The 20,613-nt window shown below is 58.5% G+C and carries 20 protein-coding genes; 15 read left to right on the top strand and 5 right to left on the bottom strand.

Annotated features, from left to right (window positions below; translation table 11 throughout):
* The first annotated feature begins 55 nt into the window (after positions 1–55).
* The gene (gene trmN, locus C2E16_RS15865; protein ID WP_038629906.1) at positions 56–793 is read left to right on the top strand and encodes a tRNA(1)(Val) (adenine(37)-N(6))-methyltransferase TrmN; all 738 of its coding nucleotides are present in this window, start codon (positions 56–58) and stop codon (positions 791–793) included.
* Here trmN and nadB read toward each other — a convergent pair.
* Together nadB and C2E16_RS20610 are read right to left on the bottom strand one after the other, a co-directional pair.
* Positions 778–2,397: an L-aspartate oxidase gene (nadB, locus tag C2E16_RS15860; protein ID WP_038624650.1), complete on the bottom strand. Its 1,620-nt coding sequence runs from the start codon at positions 2,395–2,397 to the stop codon at positions 778–780. The genes trmN and nadB overlap by 16 nt on opposite strands.
* A gap of 5 nt (positions 2,398–2,402) precedes the next feature.
* On the bottom strand, positions 2,403–2,675 hold the full coding sequence (locus tag C2E16_RS20610; protein WP_133052062.1) for a hypothetical protein: 273 nt from the start codon (positions 2,673–2,675) through the stop codon (positions 2,403–2,405).
* A gap of 165 nt (positions 2,676–2,840) precedes the next feature.
* Between C2E16_RS20610 and rpoE the strand changes: the two genes are divergently transcribed.
* The 11 genes from rpoE to acpS all read left to right on the top strand — a co-directional run bounded on the left by rpoE (position 2,841) and on the right by acpS (position 12,166).
* On the top strand, positions 2,841–3,416 hold the full coding sequence (gene rpoE / locus C2E16_RS15855) for an RNA polymerase sigma factor RpoE (RefSeq protein ID WP_038624651.1): 576 nt from the start codon (positions 2,841–2,843) through the stop codon (positions 3,414–3,416).
* A 30-nt stretch (positions 3,417–3,446) separates the two neighbouring features.
* A complete protein-coding gene (gene rseA, locus C2E16_RS15850; protein ID WP_038624652.1) occupies positions 3,447–4,097 on the top strand; it encodes an anti-sigma-E factor RseA in 651 nt (216 codons plus the stop codon).
* On the top strand, positions 4,097–5,053 hold the full coding sequence (gene rseB, locus C2E16_RS15845; RefSeq protein ID WP_084970426.1) for a sigma-E factor regulatory protein RseB: 957 nt from the start codon (positions 4,097–4,099) through the stop codon (positions 5,051–5,053). The genes rseA and rseB overlap by 1 nt, the downstream gene beginning before the upstream one ends.
* Positions 5,050–5,550, top strand: a complete 501-nt coding sequence (gene rseC, locus C2E16_RS15840; protein WP_104951567.1) for a SoxR-reducing system protein RseC — start codon at positions 5,050–5,052, stop codon at positions 5,548–5,550. Before rseB ends, rseC begins: the two co-directional genes overlap by 4 nt.
* Positions 5,551–5,754: 204 nt before the next feature.
* The gene (lepA, locus tag C2E16_RS15835) at positions 5,755–7,554 is read left to right on the top strand and encodes a translation elongation factor 4 (RefSeq protein WP_038624655.1); all 1,800 of its coding nucleotides are present in this window, start codon (positions 5,755–5,757) and stop codon (positions 7,552–7,554) included.
* Positions 7,555–7,563: 9 nt separating this feature from the next.
* The gene (lepB, locus tag C2E16_RS15830; RefSeq protein WP_038624656.1) at positions 7,564–8,538 is read left to right on the top strand and encodes a signal peptidase I; all 975 of its coding nucleotides are present in this window, start codon (positions 7,564–7,566) and stop codon (positions 8,536–8,538) included.
* A 131-nt stretch (positions 8,539–8,669) separates the two neighbouring features.
* Positions 8,670–9,350, top strand: coding sequence for a ribonuclease III (gene rnc, locus C2E16_RS15825; protein WP_038624657.1), 681 nt, complete (start codon positions 8,670–8,672; stop codon positions 9,348–9,350).
* Positions 9,347–10,252, top strand: a complete 906-nt coding sequence (era, locus tag C2E16_RS15820; protein WP_038624658.1) for a GTPase Era — start codon at positions 9,347–9,349, stop codon at positions 10,250–10,252. Before rnc ends, era begins: the two co-directional genes overlap by 4 nt.
* 7 nt (positions 10,253–10,259) lie before the next feature.
* Positions 10,260–10,994: a DNA repair protein RecO gene (gene recO, locus C2E16_RS15815; RefSeq protein WP_038624660.1), complete on the top strand. Its 735-nt coding sequence runs from the start codon at positions 10,260–10,262 to the stop codon at positions 10,992–10,994.
* Positions 10,995–11,054: 60 nt separating this feature from the next.
* Positions 11,055–11,786 (top strand): pyridoxine 5'-phosphate synthase, encoded by a 732-nt coding sequence (gene pdxJ / locus C2E16_RS15810; protein ID WP_038624662.1) that lies wholly within the window; start codon positions 11,055–11,057, stop codon positions 11,784–11,786.
* Positions 11,786–12,166, top strand: a complete 381-nt coding sequence (gene acpS / locus C2E16_RS15805) for a holo-ACP synthase (RefSeq protein WP_038624663.1) — start codon at positions 11,786–11,788, stop codon at positions 12,164–12,166. Before pdxJ ends, acpS begins: the two co-directional genes overlap by 1 nt.
* Before the next feature lie 12 nt (positions 12,167–12,178).
* On the opposite strand, the gene C2E16_RS15800 is transcribed toward acpS, so the two are convergent.
* Positions 12,179–12,433 carry a YfhL family 4Fe-4S dicluster ferredoxin gene (locus tag C2E16_RS15800; RefSeq protein WP_038624664.1) on the bottom strand — a complete coding sequence of 85 codons (255 nt, stop codon included), beginning with the start codon at positions 12,431–12,433 and terminating at the stop codon, positions 12,179–12,181.
* A 59-nt stretch (positions 12,434–12,492) separates the two neighbouring features.
* Complete coding sequence (locus tag C2E16_RS15795) at positions 12,493–13,332, bottom strand: MurR/RpiR family transcriptional regulator (protein WP_038624665.1); 840 nt, start codon at positions 13,330–13,332, stop codon at positions 12,493–12,495.
* Between the two features lie 240 nt (positions 13,333–13,572).
* On the opposite strand from C2E16_RS15795, the gene yfhb reads away from it, so the two are divergent.
* Both yfhb and tadA read left to right on the top strand, forming a co-directional pair.
* Complete coding sequence (gene yfhb, locus C2E16_RS15790; protein ID WP_084970427.1) at positions 13,573–14,208, top strand: phosphatidylglycerophosphatase C; 636 nt, start codon at positions 13,573–13,575, stop codon at positions 14,206–14,208.
* Between the two features lie 59 nt (positions 14,209–14,267).
* On the top strand, positions 14,268–14,792 hold the full coding sequence (gene tadA / locus C2E16_RS15785; protein WP_038629908.1) for a tRNA adenosine(34) deaminase TadA: 525 nt from the start codon (positions 14,268–14,270) through the stop codon (positions 14,790–14,792).
* Here the strand turns inward: tadA and mltF are convergent.
* Entirely contained in the window at positions 14,789–16,246 is a 1,458-nt protein-coding gene (gene mltF, locus C2E16_RS15780) for a membrane-bound lytic murein transglycosylase MltF (protein WP_084970428.1), read from the bottom strand. The two genes, tadA and mltF, sit on opposite strands and share 4 nt — an antisense overlap.
* Positions 16,247–16,510: 264 nt before the next feature.
* Between mltF and purL the strand changes: the two genes are divergently transcribed.
* Complete coding sequence (purL, locus tag C2E16_RS15775; protein ID WP_104951566.1) at positions 16,511–20,401, top strand: phosphoribosylformylglycinamidine synthase; 3,891 nt, start codon at positions 16,511–16,513, stop codon at positions 20,399–20,401.
* Positions 20,402–20,613 lie beyond the last annotated feature (212 nt).

The raw sequence follows: 20,613 nt of genomic DNA, 5'->3' as shown, positions 1-20,613 counted from the left end.
TTAACCCTTTCTTATTTCCCCTATGCTGACACCGTTTTTGTCTTTGGTCCTGATTATGTCGCAATCAAAACCGCCATTACGTGGCAACGGCTTCACTTTTAAACGTTTTTTTATTGCGCACGATCGCTGCGCCATGAAGGTCGGCACCGACAGCATTCTGCTGGGCGCGTGGGCGCCGGTTGCGCAGGCGGTACGCATTCTTGATATTGGCACCGGTAGCGGCCTGCTGGCGCTGATGCTGGCGCAGCGCACTGCGGAATCGGTAGAGATCGACGCGGTTGAGCTGGACGGCGACGCGGCAGCGCAGGCGGCGGAGAATGCCGCGCAGTCGCCGTGGGCGGCGCGAATTCGCATTCATCAGGCGGACATTTTCAGCTGGGCGATGCAGCAGGAAAAACGTTATTCCCTGATCGTCAGCAATCCGCCTTATTTCAAACCGGGCCCGGCCTGCGCGACCCCGGCCCGCGATAATGCTCGTGCTACCCACACCTTGACCCATGAGGATCTGCTGCGCAGCGCGGAGACGCTAATCAGTGAAGAAGGGTACTTTTGCCTGGTGCTACCGGAAGAGGAAGGAAAGCGTTTTGTCGCGTTGGCGCTAACGCGCGGCTGGCATCTGCGCTTTCGCAACGACATTGCGGAAAACGATACGCGGCTGCCGCACCGCGTGCTGTTAGGGTTTTCGCCGGCGCCTGGCGAAGTGTTGCTGGAGCGCCTGGTGATTCGTGGGCCAGACCGCTGTTATTCTCCCGCCTTTTGCAGCCTGACCCAGGATTTTTATCTGTTTATGTAGCCCGGCGGCGTCAGGATAGTCGGAGCCGATTCCGGCTGCGTCTCAGGATAGTCGAGGGTATAGTGCAGCCCGCGACTCTCCTTGCGCTGCATGGCGCAACGAATAATCAGCTCCGCCACCTGCAACAGGTTCCGCAGCTCCAGCAGATTATTGGAAATGCGGAAGTGGCGGTAATATTCCTCGATCTCCTGCTGCAACAGCGCGATGCGTCGGCTGGCGCGCTCCAGACGTTTAGTGGTGCGCACGATGCCGACGTAATCCCACATAAACAGCCGCAGCTCATGCCAGTTATGCTGGATCACCACTCTTTCGTCGGAATCATCCACCTGGCTTTCATCCCAGGCGGGCAGATTATCGACGCGGGTGACCTGTGGCAGGCTAGCCAGCATATCTTCGGCCGCCGACCAGCCGTAAACCAGGCACTCCAGCAGCGAATTGGAGGCCATGCGATTCGCGCCATGCAGGCCGGTATAGCTGACTTCGCCAATCGCATAGAGCCCGTCGATATCAGTACGTCCATGATGATCGACCATCACGCCGCCGCAGGTATAGTGGGCCGCCGGCACCACCGGAATCGGCTCGCGGGTTAAATCGAAGCCCAGCGACCGCAGTTTTTCGTCAATCATCGGGAAGTGGGCGCGGATAAAATCGGCCGGCTGATGACTGATATCAAGATACATGCAGTCGGCGCCGAGGCGTTTCATTTCATGATCGATAGCCCGCGCCACGATATCGCGCGGCGCCAGTTCGCCGCGCGCGTCGAAGTCGGGCATAAAGCGGCTGCCGTCAGGACGCCGTAAATAAGCGCCTTCGCCGCGCAGGGCTTCGGTCAGTAAAAAGTTACGCGCCTGTGGATGATACAGGCAGGTTGGATGGAACTGATTGAATTCCAGGTTCGCGACGCGGCAGCCGGCGCGCCAGGCCATAGCGATGCCGTCGCCAGAAGCGACGTCGGGATTGGTGGTATATTGATAAACCTTCGCTGCGCCGCCGGTGGCCAGCACCACGGCGCGCGCGCTGCAGGTCTCAACCCGCTCCAGATTGCGGTTCCAGAACCAGGCCCCCAGCACGCGCCGCGAGCCTGGCAGTCCCAGACGATCGGAAAGGATAAGGTCGACGGCGTTGGTGCGCTCCAGGATACGGATATTAGGATGGCTCATCGCCTGAGAAACCAGCGTGGTGACCACTTCGCGTCCGGTGGCGTCGGCGCTGTGTAAAATGCGGCGATGGCTGTGACCGCCTTCGCGCGTCAGATGATAGCGCTCCTCGCCATCAGGCTGTGTCTCTTTATCAAAGGCGACGCCATGTTCAATCAGCCACTCAACGCAGTGGCGCGCATTGCGCGCGATAAAATCCACCGCATCGCGATCGCAAAGACCAGCGCCAGCGACCAGCGTATCTTCCACATGGGCTTCGATACTGTCCATTTCGTCGAAAACGGCGGCGATGCCGCCCTGCGCATAAAAGCTGGAGCCTTCGCTGACCGGGCCTTTGCTCAGAACCATAACCTGCTGAGTTTGCGCCAGGCGCAGCGCCAGCGAGAGACCCGCCGCGCCGCTGCCAATAATCAAAACGTCACACTGATAATCGGAAATTTCGCTCATGGTGTTTATTTTACTAAACAAGTGGTCAGCAGAGCATAAGGCGAAACGGCGCGATTAAAAAGCGATAAAGCGTCGAAAGGCACGATCTGGCGCAATGCAATGTATCCAGCGTTTATGGCAGGGTAGGATAACTCTGTGCGGTGTTTATTATGATTAACAAAGGACAATAATTGCGCTTTGGTGATGAAAATGTCATGCGCATCGGGTACTCTGCGGCTTACGCCCGGTAATCGGTTAACTACGATCAAAAACAGCAGCGGCGTACGTTTTCTCAGCATGCTCAATAATCCAGACGTGTAAAAGTACCCGGTGAGGCAATAAAAAAACGGCGTAACTGAACTAATGTCTAATGACCGGCTCTAATGAGGGCTTGCTCATAAACTTGAGTGTTTGCTGGTGGTTCATTTACGCGTGGAGAATGATTTGGGGAGATATTACCTCGGATGAGCGAGCAATTAACGGATCAGATTCTCGTTGAGCGGGTACAGAAAGGAGATCAGAAGTCATTCAATTTACTGGTTGTTCGTTACCAGCATAAAGTGGCGAGCCTGGTTTCACGCTACGTTCCGTCAGGCGACGTGCCCGATGTCGTACAGGAATCTTTTATCAAAGCGTATCGCGCGCTGGACTCTTTCCGCGGCGATAGCGCGTTTTACACCTGGCTATACCGTATTGCCGTTAATACCGCGAAAAACTATCTGGTCGCTCAGGGCCGCCGTCCGCCATCCAGCGATGTGGATGCGATAGAGGCGGAAAACTTTGAAAGCGCGGGCGCGCTAAAAGAAATATCGAACCCTGAGAACTTAATGTTGTCTGATGAGTTGAAACAGATAGTGTTCCGTACCATTGAGTCGCTCCCGGAGGATTTGCGCATGGCGATCACCCTGCGGGAGTTGGATGGTTTAAGCTATGAAGAGATAGCGGCCATCATGGATTGTCCGGTAGGCACCGTGCGCTCGCGCATTTTCCGCGCGCGAGAGGCCATTGACAACAAAGTTCAACCGCTTATCCAACGTTAGCGATAACGGATACAGGAAGGGTACTAAGGCATGCAGAAAGAAAAACTTTCCGCTTTAATGGATGGCGAAACTTTGGACAACGAAGTGATCTCCGCATTGTCTAAAGACGCTACACTGCAGCAAAGCTGGGAGAGCTACCATCTTATCCGCGATACGCTGCGTGGTGATGTCGGCGACACCGTCCATTTTGATATCGCCGCGCGCGTCGCCGCTGCGATCGAACAGGAACCTGCTCGCAACGTAACCGCGTTTATCCCGGAAGCGCAGCCGGAACCCGCACGCTGGGAAAAAATGCCTTTCTGGAAGAAAATGCGTCCCTGGGCCGCGCAAATTACACAGGTTGGCGTGGCCGCTTGCGTCTCGCTGGCAGTGATCGTTGGCGTTCAGCACTATAATCAGCCGCAGGAGTCGGGTCAGGCTTCTGAAGCGCCGGTGTTCAATACGCTGCCGATGATGGGCAAAGCGTCGCCGGTCAGCCTCGGCGTGCCGTCCGACAGCTTTGACACCAACAGCGCCAGCCAGCAAGTGCAGGAGCAGCGTCGTCGGGTCAATGCCATGCTGCAGGATTACGAACTGCAGCGTCGCTTGCATACCGAGCAGATGCAATTTGATCCCACCGGCCCGCAACAGGCTCAGGTTCAGGTTCCAGGAAATCAGTCGTTAGGAATACAGCAGCAGTAATGAAGCAACTCTGGTGTGCCGTTAGCCTTCTGGCTGGCGGCCTGTTTTATTCAGCCATCGCCCCGGCGCAGGAAACTGCGTCCGGGGCGTTGTTGCAACAGATGGAACAGGCCAGTCAGTCCCTTAATTATGAACTCGCTTATATCAACGTTTCCCGGCTGGGCATCGAATCGCTGCGCTATCGCCACGCGGTGATCGATAACAAGGTTTACGCGCAGCTGCTGCAGATGGATGGACCGCGTCGGGAAGTGATCCAGCGCGGTAACGATATCAGCTACTTCGAGCCGGGGCTTGAGCCGTTTTCGCTGCCCGGCACGCACATTGTCGATGCGTTGCCGGCAGTCGTTAACGCCGATTTCAAGCGCCTGACCACCAGCTACGATTTTGTGCCGGTGGGCCGTACGCGCATTGCCGATCAGCTGTGCGAAGTGGTGCGCATCGTGGCGCGCGACGGTACGCGCTACAGCTATATCGTCTGGCTCGACAGTGAAACCAAGCTGCCGCTGCGTATCGATCTGCTCGATCGCGACGGCGAAACGCTGGAACAGTATCGCGTGGTTAGCTTCGCCGTCGACGAGGGTGTGCGCAACCTGATGCAGGGGCTGGAGAAAGCGAACCTTCCGCCGTCGCTCTCGGTGCCGGAAGGGCAAAAAGTCAGCTTTAACTGGACGCCAGGCTGGCTGCCAGCGGGAATGACGGAAGTGGCGCAGAGCCGCCGTACGCTGCCTTCTATCGATAAACCTGTCGAATCAAGATTTTATTCCGACGGCCTTTTCAGTTTCTCGATAAACGTCAGCCCGGCGGATAAAAGCAGTACGACGCAGCTGTTGCGCACTGGCCGTCGAACGGTGCAAACTGCTACGCGCAACAACACTGACATTACTATTGTCGGCGAACTGCCGCCCGCGACGGCGAAGCGTATCGCCGACAGCATCAACTTAGGTACGCAACGATGATGAGAGAATGGGCCACGGTGGTTGCGTGGCAGGACGGCATCGCCACGCTGCACTCGGAAGTGAAAACGACCTGCAACAGCTGCTCGGCGCGTAAAGGGTGCGGCAGCGCCATGCTGAACAAGCTGGGGCCGAAAAACGCGCACGTGATGCAGATCGCCAGCGAAAAGCCGCTGCAGCCGGGCCAGCGCGTAGAGCTGGGCATCCGCGAAAGCAGCCTGCTGGGATCGGCGCTGCTGGTGTATATGACGCCGCTGCTCGGATTGTTCCTGCTGGCGGGCCTGTTCCAGATGCAGTTCCATACCGATCTGGCGGCCGCCTGCGGCGCGCTGCTCGGCGGCATCGGCGGCTTTATCGTCGCGAAAGGCGTCTCGTCGCGCTTTGGCGCTCGCGAAGCCTTCCAGCCGGTTATTCTCAATATCATGCTTCCCCCGACGCGCTGCGCGTGGAGCAAGAGGCGCTGTAAGCTTTCGCCGGACGGGCAATCCTCGTTCGGCTAATGTTTTGCGCTTTTTTTCACCACCATCGCGGCAAATACGCTATCATCCCGTTTTCCTTGCTTTATCTCCCGGCGCGATGATTCCACCACCCTGATATGTCGTGTACAATGCGCCTTTCGGGCCGTCTCCGCCTGTGATATTACACGCTCTCCTGAGGTTGCATCGCGAGAGTTTCAGCATTTGTAAGGCAGAATAACCTCCATAATGAAGCATATAAGAAACTTTTCGATCATCGCGCACATTGACCACGGCAAATCAACGTTATCAGATCGTCTGATCCAGATTTGCGGCGGCTTAACCGATCGTGAAATGGCAGCGCAGGTTCTGGACTCAATGGATCTGGAGCGTGAGCGCGGCATCACAATTAAAGCGCAGAGCGTGACGCTCGATTACAAAGCGCCGAACGGCGAAACTTACCAGCTCAATTTTATCGATACCCCAGGCCATGTGGACTTCTCCTATGAAGTATCACGCTCTCTTGCCGCCTGCGAAGGTGCGCTGCTGGTGGTAGATGCAGGGCAGGGCGTGGAAGCGCAGACGCTGGCTAACTGCTATACCGCCATGGAAATGGATCTGGAAGTGGTGCCGGTACTGAACAAAATCGATCTGCCGGCCGCCGATCCCGATCGCGTTTCGCAGGAGATTGAAGATATCGTCGGCATCGACGCCACCGACGCGGTGCGCTGCTCGGCGAAAACCGGCGTAGGCGTCCCGGACGTGCTGGAGCGCCTGGTGCGCGACATCCCGCCGCCGGAAGGCGATCCCAACGGCCCGCTGCAGGCGCTGATCATCGACTCCTGGTTCGATAACTACCTGGGCGTCGTCTCGCTGGTGCGCATCAAAAACGGCACGCTGCGCAAAGGCGAAAAAATTAAGGTAATGAGCACCGGTCAGGTCTATAACGCCGACCGTCTCGGCATCTTCACGCCGAAGCAGGTCGATCGCGATGCGCTTAACTGCGGCGAAGTCGGCTGGCTGGTTTGCGCCATTAAAGACATCCTCGGCGCACCGGTGGGCGATACCCTGACAGGCGCCAAAATGCCGGCGGAAAAGGCGCTGCCGGGCTTTAAGAAAGTGAAGCCGCAGGTCTATGCCGGCCTGTTCCCGATAAGCTCCGATGACTATGAAGCGTTCCGCGACGCGCTGGGCAAGCTGAGCCTGAACGACGCCTCGCTGTTCTACGAGCCGGAAAGCTCAACGGCTCTGGGCTTTGGTTTCCGCTGCGGCTTCCTTGGCCTGCTGCATATGGAGATCATTCAGGAGCGTCTGGAGCGTGAATACGATCTCGACCTGATCACCACCGCGCCGACCGTAGTCTATGAAGTGGAAACCACCGGCGGTGAGATTATCTACGTCGACAGCCCTTCCAAGCTGCCGCCGTTAAACAACATTAATGAGCTGCGCGAGCCGATCGCGGAGTGTCATATGCTGCTGCCGCAGGAATATCTGGGCAACGTGATCACCCTCTGCGTTGAGAAGCGCGGCGTGCAGACCAACATGGTCTATCACGGCAACCAGGTGGCGCTGACTTATGAAATCCCGATGGCGGAAGTGGTGCTGGACTTCTTCGACCGCCTGAAGTCGACCTCGCGCGGCTACGCCTCGCTGGACTACAACTTCAAGCGCTTCCAGGCGTCGGACATGGTGCGCGTGGACGTGCTGATCAACTCCGAGCGCGTCGATGCGCTGGCGCTGATCACCCACCGTGATAACGCGCCGTATCGCGGTCGCGAGCTGGTCGAGAAGATGAAAGAGCTGATCCCGCGCCAGCAGTTTGATATCGCTATCCAGGCGGCGATCGGCAACCACATCATCGCCCGTTCGACGGTTAAACAGCTGCGTAAAAACGTACTCGCGAAATGCTACGGCGGCGACGTCAGTCGTAAGAAAAAGCTGTTGCAGAAGCAGAAAGAAGGTAAGAAGCGCATGAAGCAGGTCGGCAACGTCGAGCTGCCGCAGGAAGCGTTCCTGGCCATTCTCCACGTGGGCAAAGACGGCAAATAAGGATATCTGATGGCTAATATGTTCGCCTTGATTCTGGCGATAGCGACGCTGGTCACCGGCATCATCTGGTGCATCGACCGGTTCAAGTGGGCGCCGGCGCGTCGCGCGCAGCAGGCTCAGGCGCAGGCGCAAACCGGCGGCACGCTGGATAACGCCACGCTGACGAAAGTCGCGAAGCAGCCGGGCTGGGTGGAAACGGCCGCGTCGGTCTTTCCGGTGCTGGCTGTGGTGTTTGTGGTGCGCTCGTTTATTTACGAGCCGTTCCAGATCCCGTCCGGTTCGATGATGCCGACGCTGCTGATCGGCGATTTTATCGTGGTGGAGAAGTTCGCCTACGGCATTAAAGATCCGATTACCCAGACCACGCTGATCCCGACCGGGCATCCCGCGCGCGGCGACATCGCGGTGTTTAAATACCCGAAGGATCCGAGCCTCGATTATATTAAACGCGTTATAGGTCTGCCGGGCGACCGCGTGACCTACGACGCGCTGAATAAAACGCTGACGGTGAACCCGGCGTGCGACAGCGGCAAAGCCTGCGACAAAGCGTTGCCGATCACCTATTCGGACGTGGCGCCAAGTAACTTTATTCAGACCTTCAGCGGTTTTGACGGCAATGAATCGGGCAACGGTTTCTGGCAGGTGCCGCAGGGCGAAACCATGCGCGGCGGCCTGCGTCTGGCGACCCGTAAAGAAACGTTAGGTGACGTCACCCACAATATTTTGCTGGTAACTGAGGCGCAAAGTCAGGCCAGCATGTATTATCAGCAGCCGGGACAGCCGCAGGCGAGCTGGGTCGTGCCTGCCGGCCACTACTTTATGATGGGCGATAACCGCGATAACAGCGCTGACAGCCGTTATTGGGGCTTCGTGCCGGAAAAAAATCTGGTTGGTAAAGCGACCGCCATCTGGATGAGCTTTGAAAAGCAGGAAGGAGAATGGCCTACCGGCGTTCGCCTGAGTCGTATCGGCGGCATCCACTAAATCGGACCGTCTGTAAAACGGATGGCTTCCCGCAGGCGGGAAGCCACTGCAAACGAAACTGTTTAGCGTTGACCGTCGTCAGCCCTGTTTCGTATGCAGCATAATTGACGCATTGTTGAAATTGGTATCGCATGAATCCCATCCTCATTAATAAGCTTCAGCGAAAGCTGGGCTACACTTTTACTCATCAGGAACTACTGCAGCAGGCATTAACCCACCGGAGTGCCAGCAGTAAACACAACGAGCGTCTGGAGTTTCTCGGCGATTCCATCCTGAGCTTTGTTATCGCCAATGCGCTCTATCACCGCTTTCCTCGCGTGGATGAAGGCGATATGAGCCGTATGCGCGCGACGCTGGTGCGCGGCAATACGCTGGCGGAGATGGCGCGCGAATTTGACTTAGGCGAATGCCTGCGTCTGGGGCCTGGCGAGCTGAAAAGCGGCGGCTTCCGTCGGGAATCGATCCTTGCCGATACGGTAGAAGCGTTGATCGGCGGCGTATTCCTCGACAGCGATATTCAGACGGTGGAAAGGCTGATCCTTAGCTGGTATCAGAGCCGACTGGATCAAATCAGTCCGGGCGACAAACAGAAAGATCCAAAAACGCGTCTGCAGGAGTATCTGCAGGGTCGCCATCTGCCGCTGCCCTCCTATCTGGTGGTGCAGGTGCGTGGCGAAGCGCATGACCAGGAATTTACCATTCACTGTCAGGTGAGCGGCATGGCGGAGCCGGTGGTGGGCACCGGGTCGAGCCGTCGCAAAGCTGAACAGGCAGCGGCCGAACAGGCGCTGATTAAGTTAGGACTCGAATGAGCGAACAAGAGATGCACTGCGGCTTTATTGCGATTGTCGGCCGCCCAAACGTTGGAAAATCGACGCTGCTGAACCAGCTTCTGGGGCAGAAGGTTTCCATTACCTCGCGTAAACCGCAAACCACGCGCCACCGCATCATGGGCATTCATACGGAAGGCGCGTATCAGGCGATCTACGTTGATACCCCAGGCCTGCATATCGAAGAAAAACGGGCGATCAACCGCCTGATGAACCGCGCCGCCAGCAGCTCCATCGGCGACGTCGAGCTGGTTATCTTCGTGGTAGAAGGCACGCGCTGGACGGCGGACGACGAGATGGTTCTCAACAAGCTGAAAGAGAACAAAGTGCCGGTGCTGCTGGCGATCAATAAAGTCGACAACATCACCGACAAGTCGATCCTGCTGCCGCATATGCAGTTCCTCAGCCAGCAGATGGATTTTATGGATGTGGTGCCGATCTCCGCTGAAAGCGGCAAAAATGTCGACACTATCGCCAGCATCGTGCGCAAGCGCCTGCCGGTAGCCGAACATCACTTCCCGGAAGATTACATTACTGACCGTTCGCAGCGCTTTATGGCCTCGGAAATCATTCGTGAAAAACTGATGCGTTTCCTGGGCGCCGAGTTGCCCTATTCGGTCACGGTGGAAATTGAGCAGTTCATCACCAACGAACGCGGCGGCTACGATATCAACGGTCTGATCCTGGTTGAACGTGAAGGCCAGAAAAAGATGGTGATCGGCAACAAAGGCGCCAAGATTAAAACCATCGGCATCGAAGCCCGTAAGGATATGGAAGAGCTGTTCGAGATGAAAGTGCATCTTGAACTGTGGGTCAAAGTGAAGTCCGGCTGGGCAGATGACGAGCGTGCGCTGCGTAGCCTGGGCTATGTTGACGATCTCTGATTGCTGAATGGAAGGCTGGCAGCGCGCTTTTGTTCTGCATGGACGGCCCTGGAGCGAAACCAGCCTGATGCTGGATCTCTTTACGGAAAACCATGGGCGGGTGCGCGTCATCTCCAAAGGCGCGCGTTCGAAGCGCTCCCATCTTAAGGGGGCGCTCCAGCCTTTCACGCCGCTGCTGGTGCGCTGGGGCGGGCGCGGCGAAGTCAAAACCCTGCGCAACGTCGAAGCCGTTTCGTTGGCGCTGCCGCTGAGCGGCATCGCGCTCTACTGCGGTCTTTACGTCAACGAGCTGTTGGCGCGCGTGCTGCAGCATGAAACCCCGTTTCCTGAACTCTTCTTCGATTACCTTCACTGTCTCCAGTCTCTTGCGGAAGCCAACGGCAGCCCGGAACCGGCCCTGCGCCGTTTTGAGCTGGCGCTGCTGGGCCATATGGGTTACGGCGTCGACTTCCTGCACTGCGCCGGCACCGGCGAGGATATTGAAGACGGCATGACCTACAGCTATCGTGAAGAGAAAGGCTTTATCGCCAGCCTGGTGATCAATCAGCGCAGCTTTACCGGACGACAGCTGCGGGCGCTGTATGAGCGCGAGTTTCCCGACGGCGATACGCTGCGCGCCGCCAAACGCTTTACCCGCATGGCGCTGAAGCCGTGGCTGGGCGGCAAACCGTTAAAAAGTCAGGAGCTGTTCCGTCAGTTCATCCCTAAAAAACGCGCGGATGCACAAAACAATCAGGAATAAACCCAGCGCGCGCCGAAGGCGTGGCGCTGCCTGCATAACTACAACATTCTGAGGACTGTTATGGCTGAGTTGTTATTAGGCGTCAATATCGATCATATCGCCACCGTGCGTAATGCGCGCGGCACCCACTACCCCGATCCGGTGCAGGCGGCCTTTGTGGCCGAACAGGCGGGCGCCGACGGCATTACCGTTCACCTGCGCGAAGATCGTCGCCACATCACCGATCGTGATGTGCGCCTGCTGCGTCAGACCATTGAAACGCGCATGAATCTGGAGATGGCGGTGACGGAAGAGATGCTGGCGATCGCCTGCGAGCTGAAGCCGCATTTCTGCTGTCTGGTGCCGGAAAAGCGTGAGGAAGTCACCACCGAAGGCGGGCTGGACGTAGCGGGACAGCAGGAGAAAATCAGCGCGGCGGTACAGCGCCTTAACGCGGCGGGCATTCTGGTATCACTGTTTATCGACGCCGACGAGCGGCAGATTGACGCCGCCGTAGCGGCGGGCGCGCCTTATATTGAAATTCATACCGGCGCTTACGCCGAAGCGGAAGAGGGCGAGGCGCGCGACGCCGAGCTGGCGCGCATCGCGCATGCGGCTACCTGGGCCGCCGCCAAAGGGCTGAAGGTGAACGCCGGCCACGGCCTGACCTATCACAACGTGCTGCCGATTGCCGCATTGCCGGAAATGCACGAGCTGAATATCGGTCACGCGATTATCGGGCGCGCGCTGATGAGCGGGCTGGCCGATGCGGTGAAAGAGATGAAGCTGCTGATGCGGGAAGCGCGTCGCTAATGGCTATTCTTGGGCTTGGCACCGATATCGTGGAAATCGAGCGCATCGAAGGGGTGATCTCCCGTTCGGGCGATCGCCTGGCGCGCCGCGTGCTGAGCGAAAACGAGTGGCGACAGTATCAGACTCACCAGCAGCCGGTGCGCTTCCTGGCGAAACGCTTCGCGGTGAAAGAGGCGGCGGCCAAAGCGTTCGGCACCGGCATTCGCGGCGGCCTGGCGTTTAATCAGTTTGAAGTTTATAACGATGCGTTGGGCAAGCCTGAGCTGCGCTTTTTCCAGCAGGCGGCGGAAGTGGCGGCGAAGCTGGGCGTGCGGCATGTGCATGTCACCCTGGCGGATGAGCGTCACTATGCCTGCGCGACGGTGATTATCGAAGGGTGAGGCGGCGACGCCTCATACCGCATGATGGATAACCACAAACTTTTCCCACAGCTGTTCGCGTTCTTCGCGGTGCGCCGGATCGGCGATGATGGTGTTATCGATAGGACAGACGCTCTGGCAGGTCGGGGTATCATAGTGCCCCACGCATTCGGTGCAGAGATAAGGATCGATAACGTAGATCTCATCGCCCATCGATATCGCCTGGTTGGGGCACTCCGGTTCGCACATATCGCAGTTAATACATTTTTTGGTAATCAGTAACGCCATAATGTCCCCGGTCCTGCCTGAATAGCCTGAAGCGCGGCCATTATACGCCCGTGAACAGATCATACCAGTTTTTTTACCAGCGCCTCGCTGTGCCGGATATAGTTGGAAGCGCGCTCCGCATCCTGCTGCACCAGCGCCATAAACAGCAGATCGGTGAGCGCCAGCTGCGCGGAGGTCGACGAGATAGCGGCGCTGCGGGTGCTCTGTTCTTCCGCGACGGTATAAAGGCAGTGGGTGGCGCACTGCTGCAACGTATTCGGCGTAAAGCCGGTAAAGGCCAGCACCCATGCGCCGACGCGTGCCGCCTCCTGCGCGGCGAGATTGATCTCCCGCCGTTCGCCGCTGTAAGAGATCGCCAGCAGCAGATCCCCGGCGCGCAGCGCCTGTACGCTGGCCAGCAGCGCGTGCATATCCTGTTCGGCCACGGCGCTGATGCCGATCTTCATCAGCTTCCATGAAAAATCTTTCGCCACCAGACCGGAAGCGCCAATGCCCACCAGCACAATGCGGCCGGCGCGCTTAATCAGGTCGAGCGTCTCCATCAGCTTATCTTCGCTGTTGATGTCCAGCGTGGCGCGAATGGCGGAAACCTTCTCGGTAAACAGCTTTTCGCCCACCACCTTCAGCGGATCGCCGCTAAGAATATGGTTATGCACCGTAATCGCGTCTTTCGCCCGCAGCGATTCGCTCAGCGCCAGCTTCAGCGCCGGGAAACCCTTATAGCCCAGCTTCTGCGCGAACTTCACCACGCTTGACTGGCTTACGCCCGCTTCCAGCGCCAGACGCGGCGAGCTGAGCTGACAGGCGTGGCCGGGCTGCGCCAGCAAATAATCGGCCAGCCGGCGCTCATTCAGCGCCAGCCCTGGATAAAGCTGGCGAATGCGTAACAGGGCGCTCATGGCGGCTCCTTCAGATAGTTATTGCCCACTGCAAGCAGCGGGGCGGTAATAGTGTGGCCTGCTGCCTGAGCAGCTTACTCACTGGAGAGTAAGCATAAGACATTGATTCTCTAATTGTATAACGCGGATTGCCCCTGATGCCAAATCACATTGCGATGAGGCTGCCGTTAGCCAGCTATTGCTGCTACTGTCTACACTAATGAAGGCTGAAGCGAAAGGTTGATGAAGGAGAAGGGGTTAATGGCGGATTCGCAACGACGGGTAGTGTTTTTCGATCTGGACGGCACCTTACATCAACAGGATATGTTCGGCACCTTTATGCGCTATCTGCTGTGGCGACAACCGCTGAACCTGCTGCTGGTGGTTCCGCTATTGCCGATAGTGGGAATGGGGCTGCTGATTAAGGGACGCGCGGCGCGCTGGCCGATGAGCCTGCTGCTCTGGTCGATCACCTTCGGCCATAGCGAAGCGACGCTTCAGCGCCGCGAGGCGAGTTTCGCGCGCTGGTTCCGCCAACGGGTAGTGGCGTTTCCAGTGGTGCAGCAGCGGCTGACCGATTACCTGAGCAGCAACGACGCCGACGTTTGGTTAATTACGGGTTCGCCGCAGCCGCTGGTGGAGCAGGTTTACTACGACTCCGCCTTCCTGCCGCGCGTCAAGCTGATCGCCAGCCAGATGGAGCGTGCATGGGGCGGACGCATCCTTAGCCTGCGCTGCCTGGGCCATGAAAAAGTGGTGCAGCTGGAAGAGCAGATCGGTACGCCGCTGCAGCTGTACAGCGGCTATAGCGACAGCAAACAGGACAACCCGCTGCTTTTTTTCTGCCAGCACCGCTGGCGCGTAACACCGCAGGGCGAACTGCAACAGCTGGAATAATTTTGTCAGCCAACAGGTTTGGTTATAATGCCAGCCGCATTTTTCCGCTGGAGAGTACCGTGAGCGAAACGATTGATGAATACTGGATGCGCTATGCATTACAGCTGGCGCGTCGGGCGCGCGAGCAGGGCGAAGTTCCGGTCGGGGCGGTACTGGTGCAGGGCGATAAAGCGATCGGCGAAGGCTGGAACCGGCCGATAGGACAGCACGATCCAACCGCGCACGCGGAGATGATGGCGCTGCGTGAAGGCGGCAAAGTTCTGGAAAATTACCGCCTGCTGGACACCACCCTCTATGTCACGCTGGAGCCCTGCATTATGTGTGCCGGAGCGATTGTTCATAGCCGTATCGGTCGTCTGGTATTCGGCGCGCGCGATGAGAAAACCGGCGCCGCCGGATCGCTGATGGATATTCTGGGACATCCCGGCATGAATCATCAGGTCAGAGTGGAACAGGGCGTGCTGGCGGACGAATGCGCCGCGATGCTCAGTGACTTTTTTCGTATGCGCCGCGAACAGAAGCGGGCGCAGCGTCAGGCGCAGCGTGCCGCAGAGCAGGGGGCGACGCCGGGCAGCGCCGCTTAATTCATGGCGATGTCGGGCGCGACCGCCGGATAACCTTCCCCTAACGTGGCCTCCAGCGTTTTACGCTGGGCCAGTTTTTTCTCCTGCTCCTGTAAATAACCGACCAGGCTGAGCTGATACTTGCGGATATTTTCCACATAGTTATAGGCTTCCTGGCCGCGCGCGTAGCCGTAGGTGGTCTGGCTGTAATAGCGTTTCTGGCTCAGCATCGGCAGGCGCAGCTTTACATCCGCCCAGCTGTCGGGGTTGGCGCCCTGTTTTTGCGTTAGCTTGCGCGCGTCCAGCATATGGGCGTAGCCCATGTTATAGGCCGCCAGCGCAAACCAGATGCGTTCATCTTCCGGTACCGACTCCGGTACCTTTTCCATCATGCGCTGCAAATATTCACTGCCGCCGCGGATGCTCTGCTCCGGGTCGAGACGATCCGCCACCTGCAAACTGTCTGCCGTGTTGCGCGTCAGCATCATCAGCCCGCGTACGCCGGTCGGGGAGGTCGCCTGAGGATTCCAGTGCGATTCCTGATAGGAGATGGCCGCCAGCAGGCGCCAGTCGATCTGCGCGGCGTAACGCTCGAACAGCGGGCGGATATCGGGCAGGATATCGTCGATAGCGCGCAGGAAAGTGCGCGTATCGACATAGTCGAAGGCGCCGACGTGACCGAGATATTTCTCCTCCAGCCGCGCCATCGCGCCTTCCTCTTCCATCTGACTGAAAAAGTCGAGTATCGCCGCGTTCAGGCTGTCGTCCTCTTCACGCTGCATATACCAGGTGACCGGCTCCTCATCGGTAATGTCGAACGCCACCGCCAGCTGCGGGTGAATGCGCTGCAACAGGCCGATGGTGACTGAATCGCCGATGGTGTAATCCAGCTCGCCGTTGGCGACCGCTTCCAGCAGCGCTTTCGGTCCCTGATCGGTCGAGATCGCCCAGTCCAGATCGGGATACTGATTCTCTTTGATATTACGCAGCGTCGACATATAGGCTGAACCAGAGGCAACCGTCAGTCGGCCTTTCAGATTGCCCAGGTTTTTTGGCCGCGGCGTGCCGATGCGGTAAACCAGCTGCTGCGAAACGGAATAGTAGCTGGGGCCGGTGCGGAAGCGCGCCAGCCGTTCACTATTGTAAATCAGCCCGGCAGCCAGCAGATCGGCTTTGCCGTCGTCGAGATCGTCAAACAGGTCGTTCAGGTTCTGATGAACATTGACCTGCAGTTTGACGCCCAAATAATCGGCGAAGCGCTTCGCCAGCTCATAATCCATTCCGGCCGGGGCATTGTTGCTGGTGTAGTAAGTTAGCGGAGAATTAATGGTGCTGATTCGCAGCACCCCCCGCGATTTTATCTGCGCGATCTTGTCTTGCGCGCTGCCGTGCCAGGGAATGGTCGGCCAGAGCGCTACCGCCAGCAGGACGGTAATCAACCCGATCAGCAGATAATTAATTTTCAAATATTTCAAATATTTATCTCTCGGTGGCTCTCAGGCCTCTGTCTCTTCGGGCAGCGTTTGTTATCTATTAAATCCCAGAGCGTGGGGCATTTTGCGCAACAAAGCGGCGCAGAGCAACTGCAATAGCAGGATATGCGCAATTTTCAGGCTAATTCCAGGCGCGGAAAAATCCACGCAAACGGTTTCGTTAGGCGGGCCGTTTCTCTATAATATCGCCCGTTTTCCCTGTTGCGCCCAAAGAAGCGTCCTCCGGCGCTCTGACGAGAGATCTTAATGATGGAAATTCTGCGTGGTTCGCCCGCCCTGTCGGCATTTCGTGTAAACAAACTGCTGACCCGTTTTCAGGACGCTCACCTGCCGGTGAGTGATATTTACGCCGAGTATGTCCATTTTGCCGATGTCAGCGCACCGCTGAACGCAGAAGAAAAATCCCGCCTGCAACGCCTGCTGAAATATGGTCCTTCTCTCGCCGAACATGCGCCGCAAGGGCGTCTGCTGCTGGTAACGCCGCGTCCGGGCACCATCTCTCCCTGGTCCTCTAAAGCGACCGATATCGCGCACAACTGCGATCTGCCGCAGGTGCGTCGTCTGGAGCGTGGCCTGGCGTTTTACGTACAGGCGCCGCAGCTAACGGAAGCGCAGTGGACGCAGCTCGCCGCGCTGCTGCACGATCGCATGATGGAAACCGTGTATGACGATCTGGCCGATGCGGAAAAGCTGTTCGTTCAGCAGCAGCCACAGCCGCTGCAAAGCGTGGATATCCTGACGCAGGGGCGCGCGGCGCTGGAGCAGGCTAACCAGAAACTGGGCCTGGCGCTGGCCGACGACGAGATTGATTACCTGCTGGCCGCGTTTGAAAAACTGGGGCGCAACCCGAACGATATCGAGCTTTATATGTTCGCTCAGGCGAACTCCGAACACTGCCGCCATAAAATCTTCAACGCGGACTGGGTGATCGACGGCGTAGCTCAGCCGAAATCCCTGTTCAAAATGATCAAAAACACCTTCGCGCAGACGCCGGATTATGTCCTGTCGGCCTATAAAGACAACGCGGCGGTGATGGAAGGCTCCGAGGTCGGTCGCTTTTATGCCGACGCGCAGCGCGGCGTTTACGATTTCCATCAGGAACCGACCCATATCCTGATGAAAGTGGAAACCCATAACCACCCAACGGCGATCTCGCCGTGGCCTGGCGCGGCGACCGGATCCGGCGGCGAAATCCGCGATGAGGGCGCCACCGGCCGCGGCGCGAAGCCAAAAGCCGGTCTGGTGGGCTTCTCCGTTTCCAACCTGCGTATTCCCGGCTTCGAGCAGCCGTGGGAAGAGGATTTTGGCAAGCCCGATCGCATCGTCAGCGCGCTGGACATCATGACGGAAGGCCCGTTGGGCGGCGCGGCGTTTAACAACGAATTTGGCCGTCCGGCGCTGAACGGCTATTTCCGCACCTATGAAGAGCGGGTCGACAGCCACAACGGCAGCGAACTGCGCGGCTACCATAAGCCGATCATGCTGGCGGGCGGTATCGGCAATATCCGCGCCGATCACGTTCAGAAAGGCGAAATCAGCGTTGGCGCGAAACTGATCGTGTTGGGCGGCCCGGCAATGAATATCGGTCTGGGCGGCGGCGCGGCTTCTTCTATGACGTCAGGCCAGTCCGACGCCGATCTCGATTTCGCTTCGGTACAGCGCGACAACCCGGAAATGGAACGCCGCTGTCAGGAAGTGATCGACCGTTGCTGGCAGCTGGGCGAGCAGAACCCGATTCTGTTTATCCACGATGTGGGCGCGGGCGGCCTGTCGAACGCCATGCCGGAGCTGGTGAGCGACGGCGGCCGCGGCGGGCGTTTCAACCTGCGCGACATCCTCAACGATGAGCCGGGCATGAGCCCGCTGGAAGTTTGGTGCAACGAATCGCAGGAGCGCTATGTGCTGGCGGTGGCGCCGGACAAGCTGGCGCTGTTTGATCAACTTTGCCAGCGCGAGCGCGCCCCCTATGCGGTGATTGGCGAAGCGACGGAAGAACAGCACCTGACGCTCTCCGACAGCCACTTCGATAACCAGCCGATCGATATGCCGCTGGACGTGCTGCTGGGCAAAACGCCGAAGATGACGCGCGATGTGCGTCGTCAGCAGGCGCAGAACGAAGCCCTGGCGCGCGACGGCATGACGCTGGAAGAGGCGGTGAAGCGCGTGCTCCATCTGCCGACCGTAGCGGAAAAAACCTTCCTGATCACCATCGGCGACCGCAGCGTAACCGGCATGGTGGCGCGCGATCAGATGGTTGGCCCGTGGCAGGTGCCGGTAGCCAACTGCGCGGTGACGACCGCCAGCCTCGACAGCTACCACGGCGAAGCCTTTTCAATGGGCGAGCGCGCGCCGGTCGCGCTGCTCGATTTCGCCGCCTCGGCGCGTCTGGCGGTCGGCGAGGCGCTGACTAATCTGGCGGCGACCGATATTGGCGCGCTGAAGCGCGTCAAGCTCTCCGCTAACTGGATGGCCGCCGCCGGTCACCCTGGCGAAGACGCCGGCCTTTATGAGGCGGTAAAAGCGGTGGGCGAGGAACTTTGTCCGGCGCTGGGTTTGACCATTCCGGTGGGCAAAGACTCCATGTCGATGAAAACCCGCTGGCAGCAGGGTGACGAACAGCGTGAAATCACCGCGCCGCTGTCGCTGGTGATTACCGCCTTTGCACGCGTCGAGGATGTGCGCCGCACCGTTACGCCGCAACTGCGGGCGGAACAAGATAACGCGCTGCTGCTGATCGACCTTGGCAAAGGCCATAACGCGCTGGGCGCCACCGCGTTGGCGCAGGTCTTCCGTCAGCTGGGCGATAAGCCGGCCGATGTGCGCGACGTGCAGCAGCTGGCAGGCTTTTTTAACGCTATGCAGGCGCTGGTCAGCGCGGGCAAACTGCTGGCCTACCACGATCGCTCCGACGGCGGTCTGTTGGTAACCCTGGCGGAGATGGCTTTCGCCGGACACTGCGGCATCGACGCGGATATCGCCGCGCTGGGCGAGGATACGCTGGCGGCCCTGTTCAATGAAGAACTGGGCGCGGTCATTCAGGTAGCGGCGCAGGATCGCGCGGCGGTCGAAGCGCTGCTGGGCGCGCACGGCCTGAGCGACTGCGTGCACTATCTCGGCAAAGCGCTGCCAGGCGATCGCTTTACCCTGCGTTCAGGTGACAAAGCGATCTACAGCGAAAGTCGCACTACGCTGCGCGTCTGGTGGGCGGAAACTACCTGGCAGATGCAGCGCCTGCGCGATAATCCGATCTGCGCCGACCAGGAACACGCGGCGAAAAAAGAGGACAGCGATCCGGGCCTGAACGTTCATCTGACCTTCCAGCCGCAGGAAGATATCGCCGCGCCCTTTATCGCTACCGGCGCGCGCCCCAAAGTTGCGGTGCTGCGCGAGCAGGGCGTCAACTCCCATGTTGAGATGGCGGCCGCTTTCCACCGCGCCGGTTTCGATGCGGTGGACGTGCATATGAGCGATCTGCTGGCTGGCCGCATCGGGCTGGAGGAAATGCAGGCGCTGGTGGCGTGCGGCGGCTTCTCCTATGGCGACGTGCTGGGCGCAGGCGAAGGCTGGGCGAAGTCGATTCTGTTCAACAGCCGCGTGCGCGACCAGTTTGAAACCTTCTTCCATCGCCCGCAAACGCTGGCGCTGGGCGTCTGCAACGGCTGTCAGATGATGTCGAATCTGCGTGAGCTGATTCCCGGCAGCGACCTGTGGCCGCGTTTTGTCCGCAACCAGTCAGAACGTTTTGAAGCGCGCTTTAGCCTGGTGGAAGTGGCGGCCAGCCCGTCGCTGCTGCTGGAGGGGATGGCAGGATCGCGCATGCCGATCGCCGTCTCGCATGGCGAAGGCTTTGTGGAAGTGCGCGACGGCGCGCATCTCGCCGCGCTGGAAGCGAAAGGCATTGTGGCGCTGCGCTACGTAGATAACCACGGTAAGGTAACGGAAAATTATCCGGCCAACCCTAACGGCTCGCCGAACGGCATTACGGCGGTGACTAGCGAGAATGGCCGCGTCACCATCATGATGCCGCACCCGGAGCGCGTATTCCGCACCGTCAGCAACTCCTGGCATCCGGCAGAGTGGGGCGAAGACGGCCCATGGATGCGTATTTTCCGTAATGCGCGCAAGCAGCTTGGTTAACACTCGCGTCGCGTGAGTCTGCAACCGCACCGGTTTCGGGTGCGGTTTTTTTTATCTTTAGCGGAGCCGTTGCCAGATTGCGACAGTCAGGTAGTTTAACTGTCTCTAAAAGGAGACATTTAAGTGGTTGAAATTTATGGAGTAACATATTTTGATGAGATACTGTAGCTAAATAGCGACAATCTGACGCCCTTATTAATAAAACTTCTCTC

The sequence above is a fragment of the Mixta calida genome (genome assembly GCF_002953215.1).
GTDB classification, from domain to species: domain Bacteria; phylum Pseudomonadota; class Gammaproteobacteria; order Enterobacterales; family Enterobacteriaceae; genus Mixta; species Mixta calida.
The sequence above is the reverse complement of the archived record's forward strand: the minus strand, read 5'-3'. Positions and strand labels throughout refer to the sequence as shown.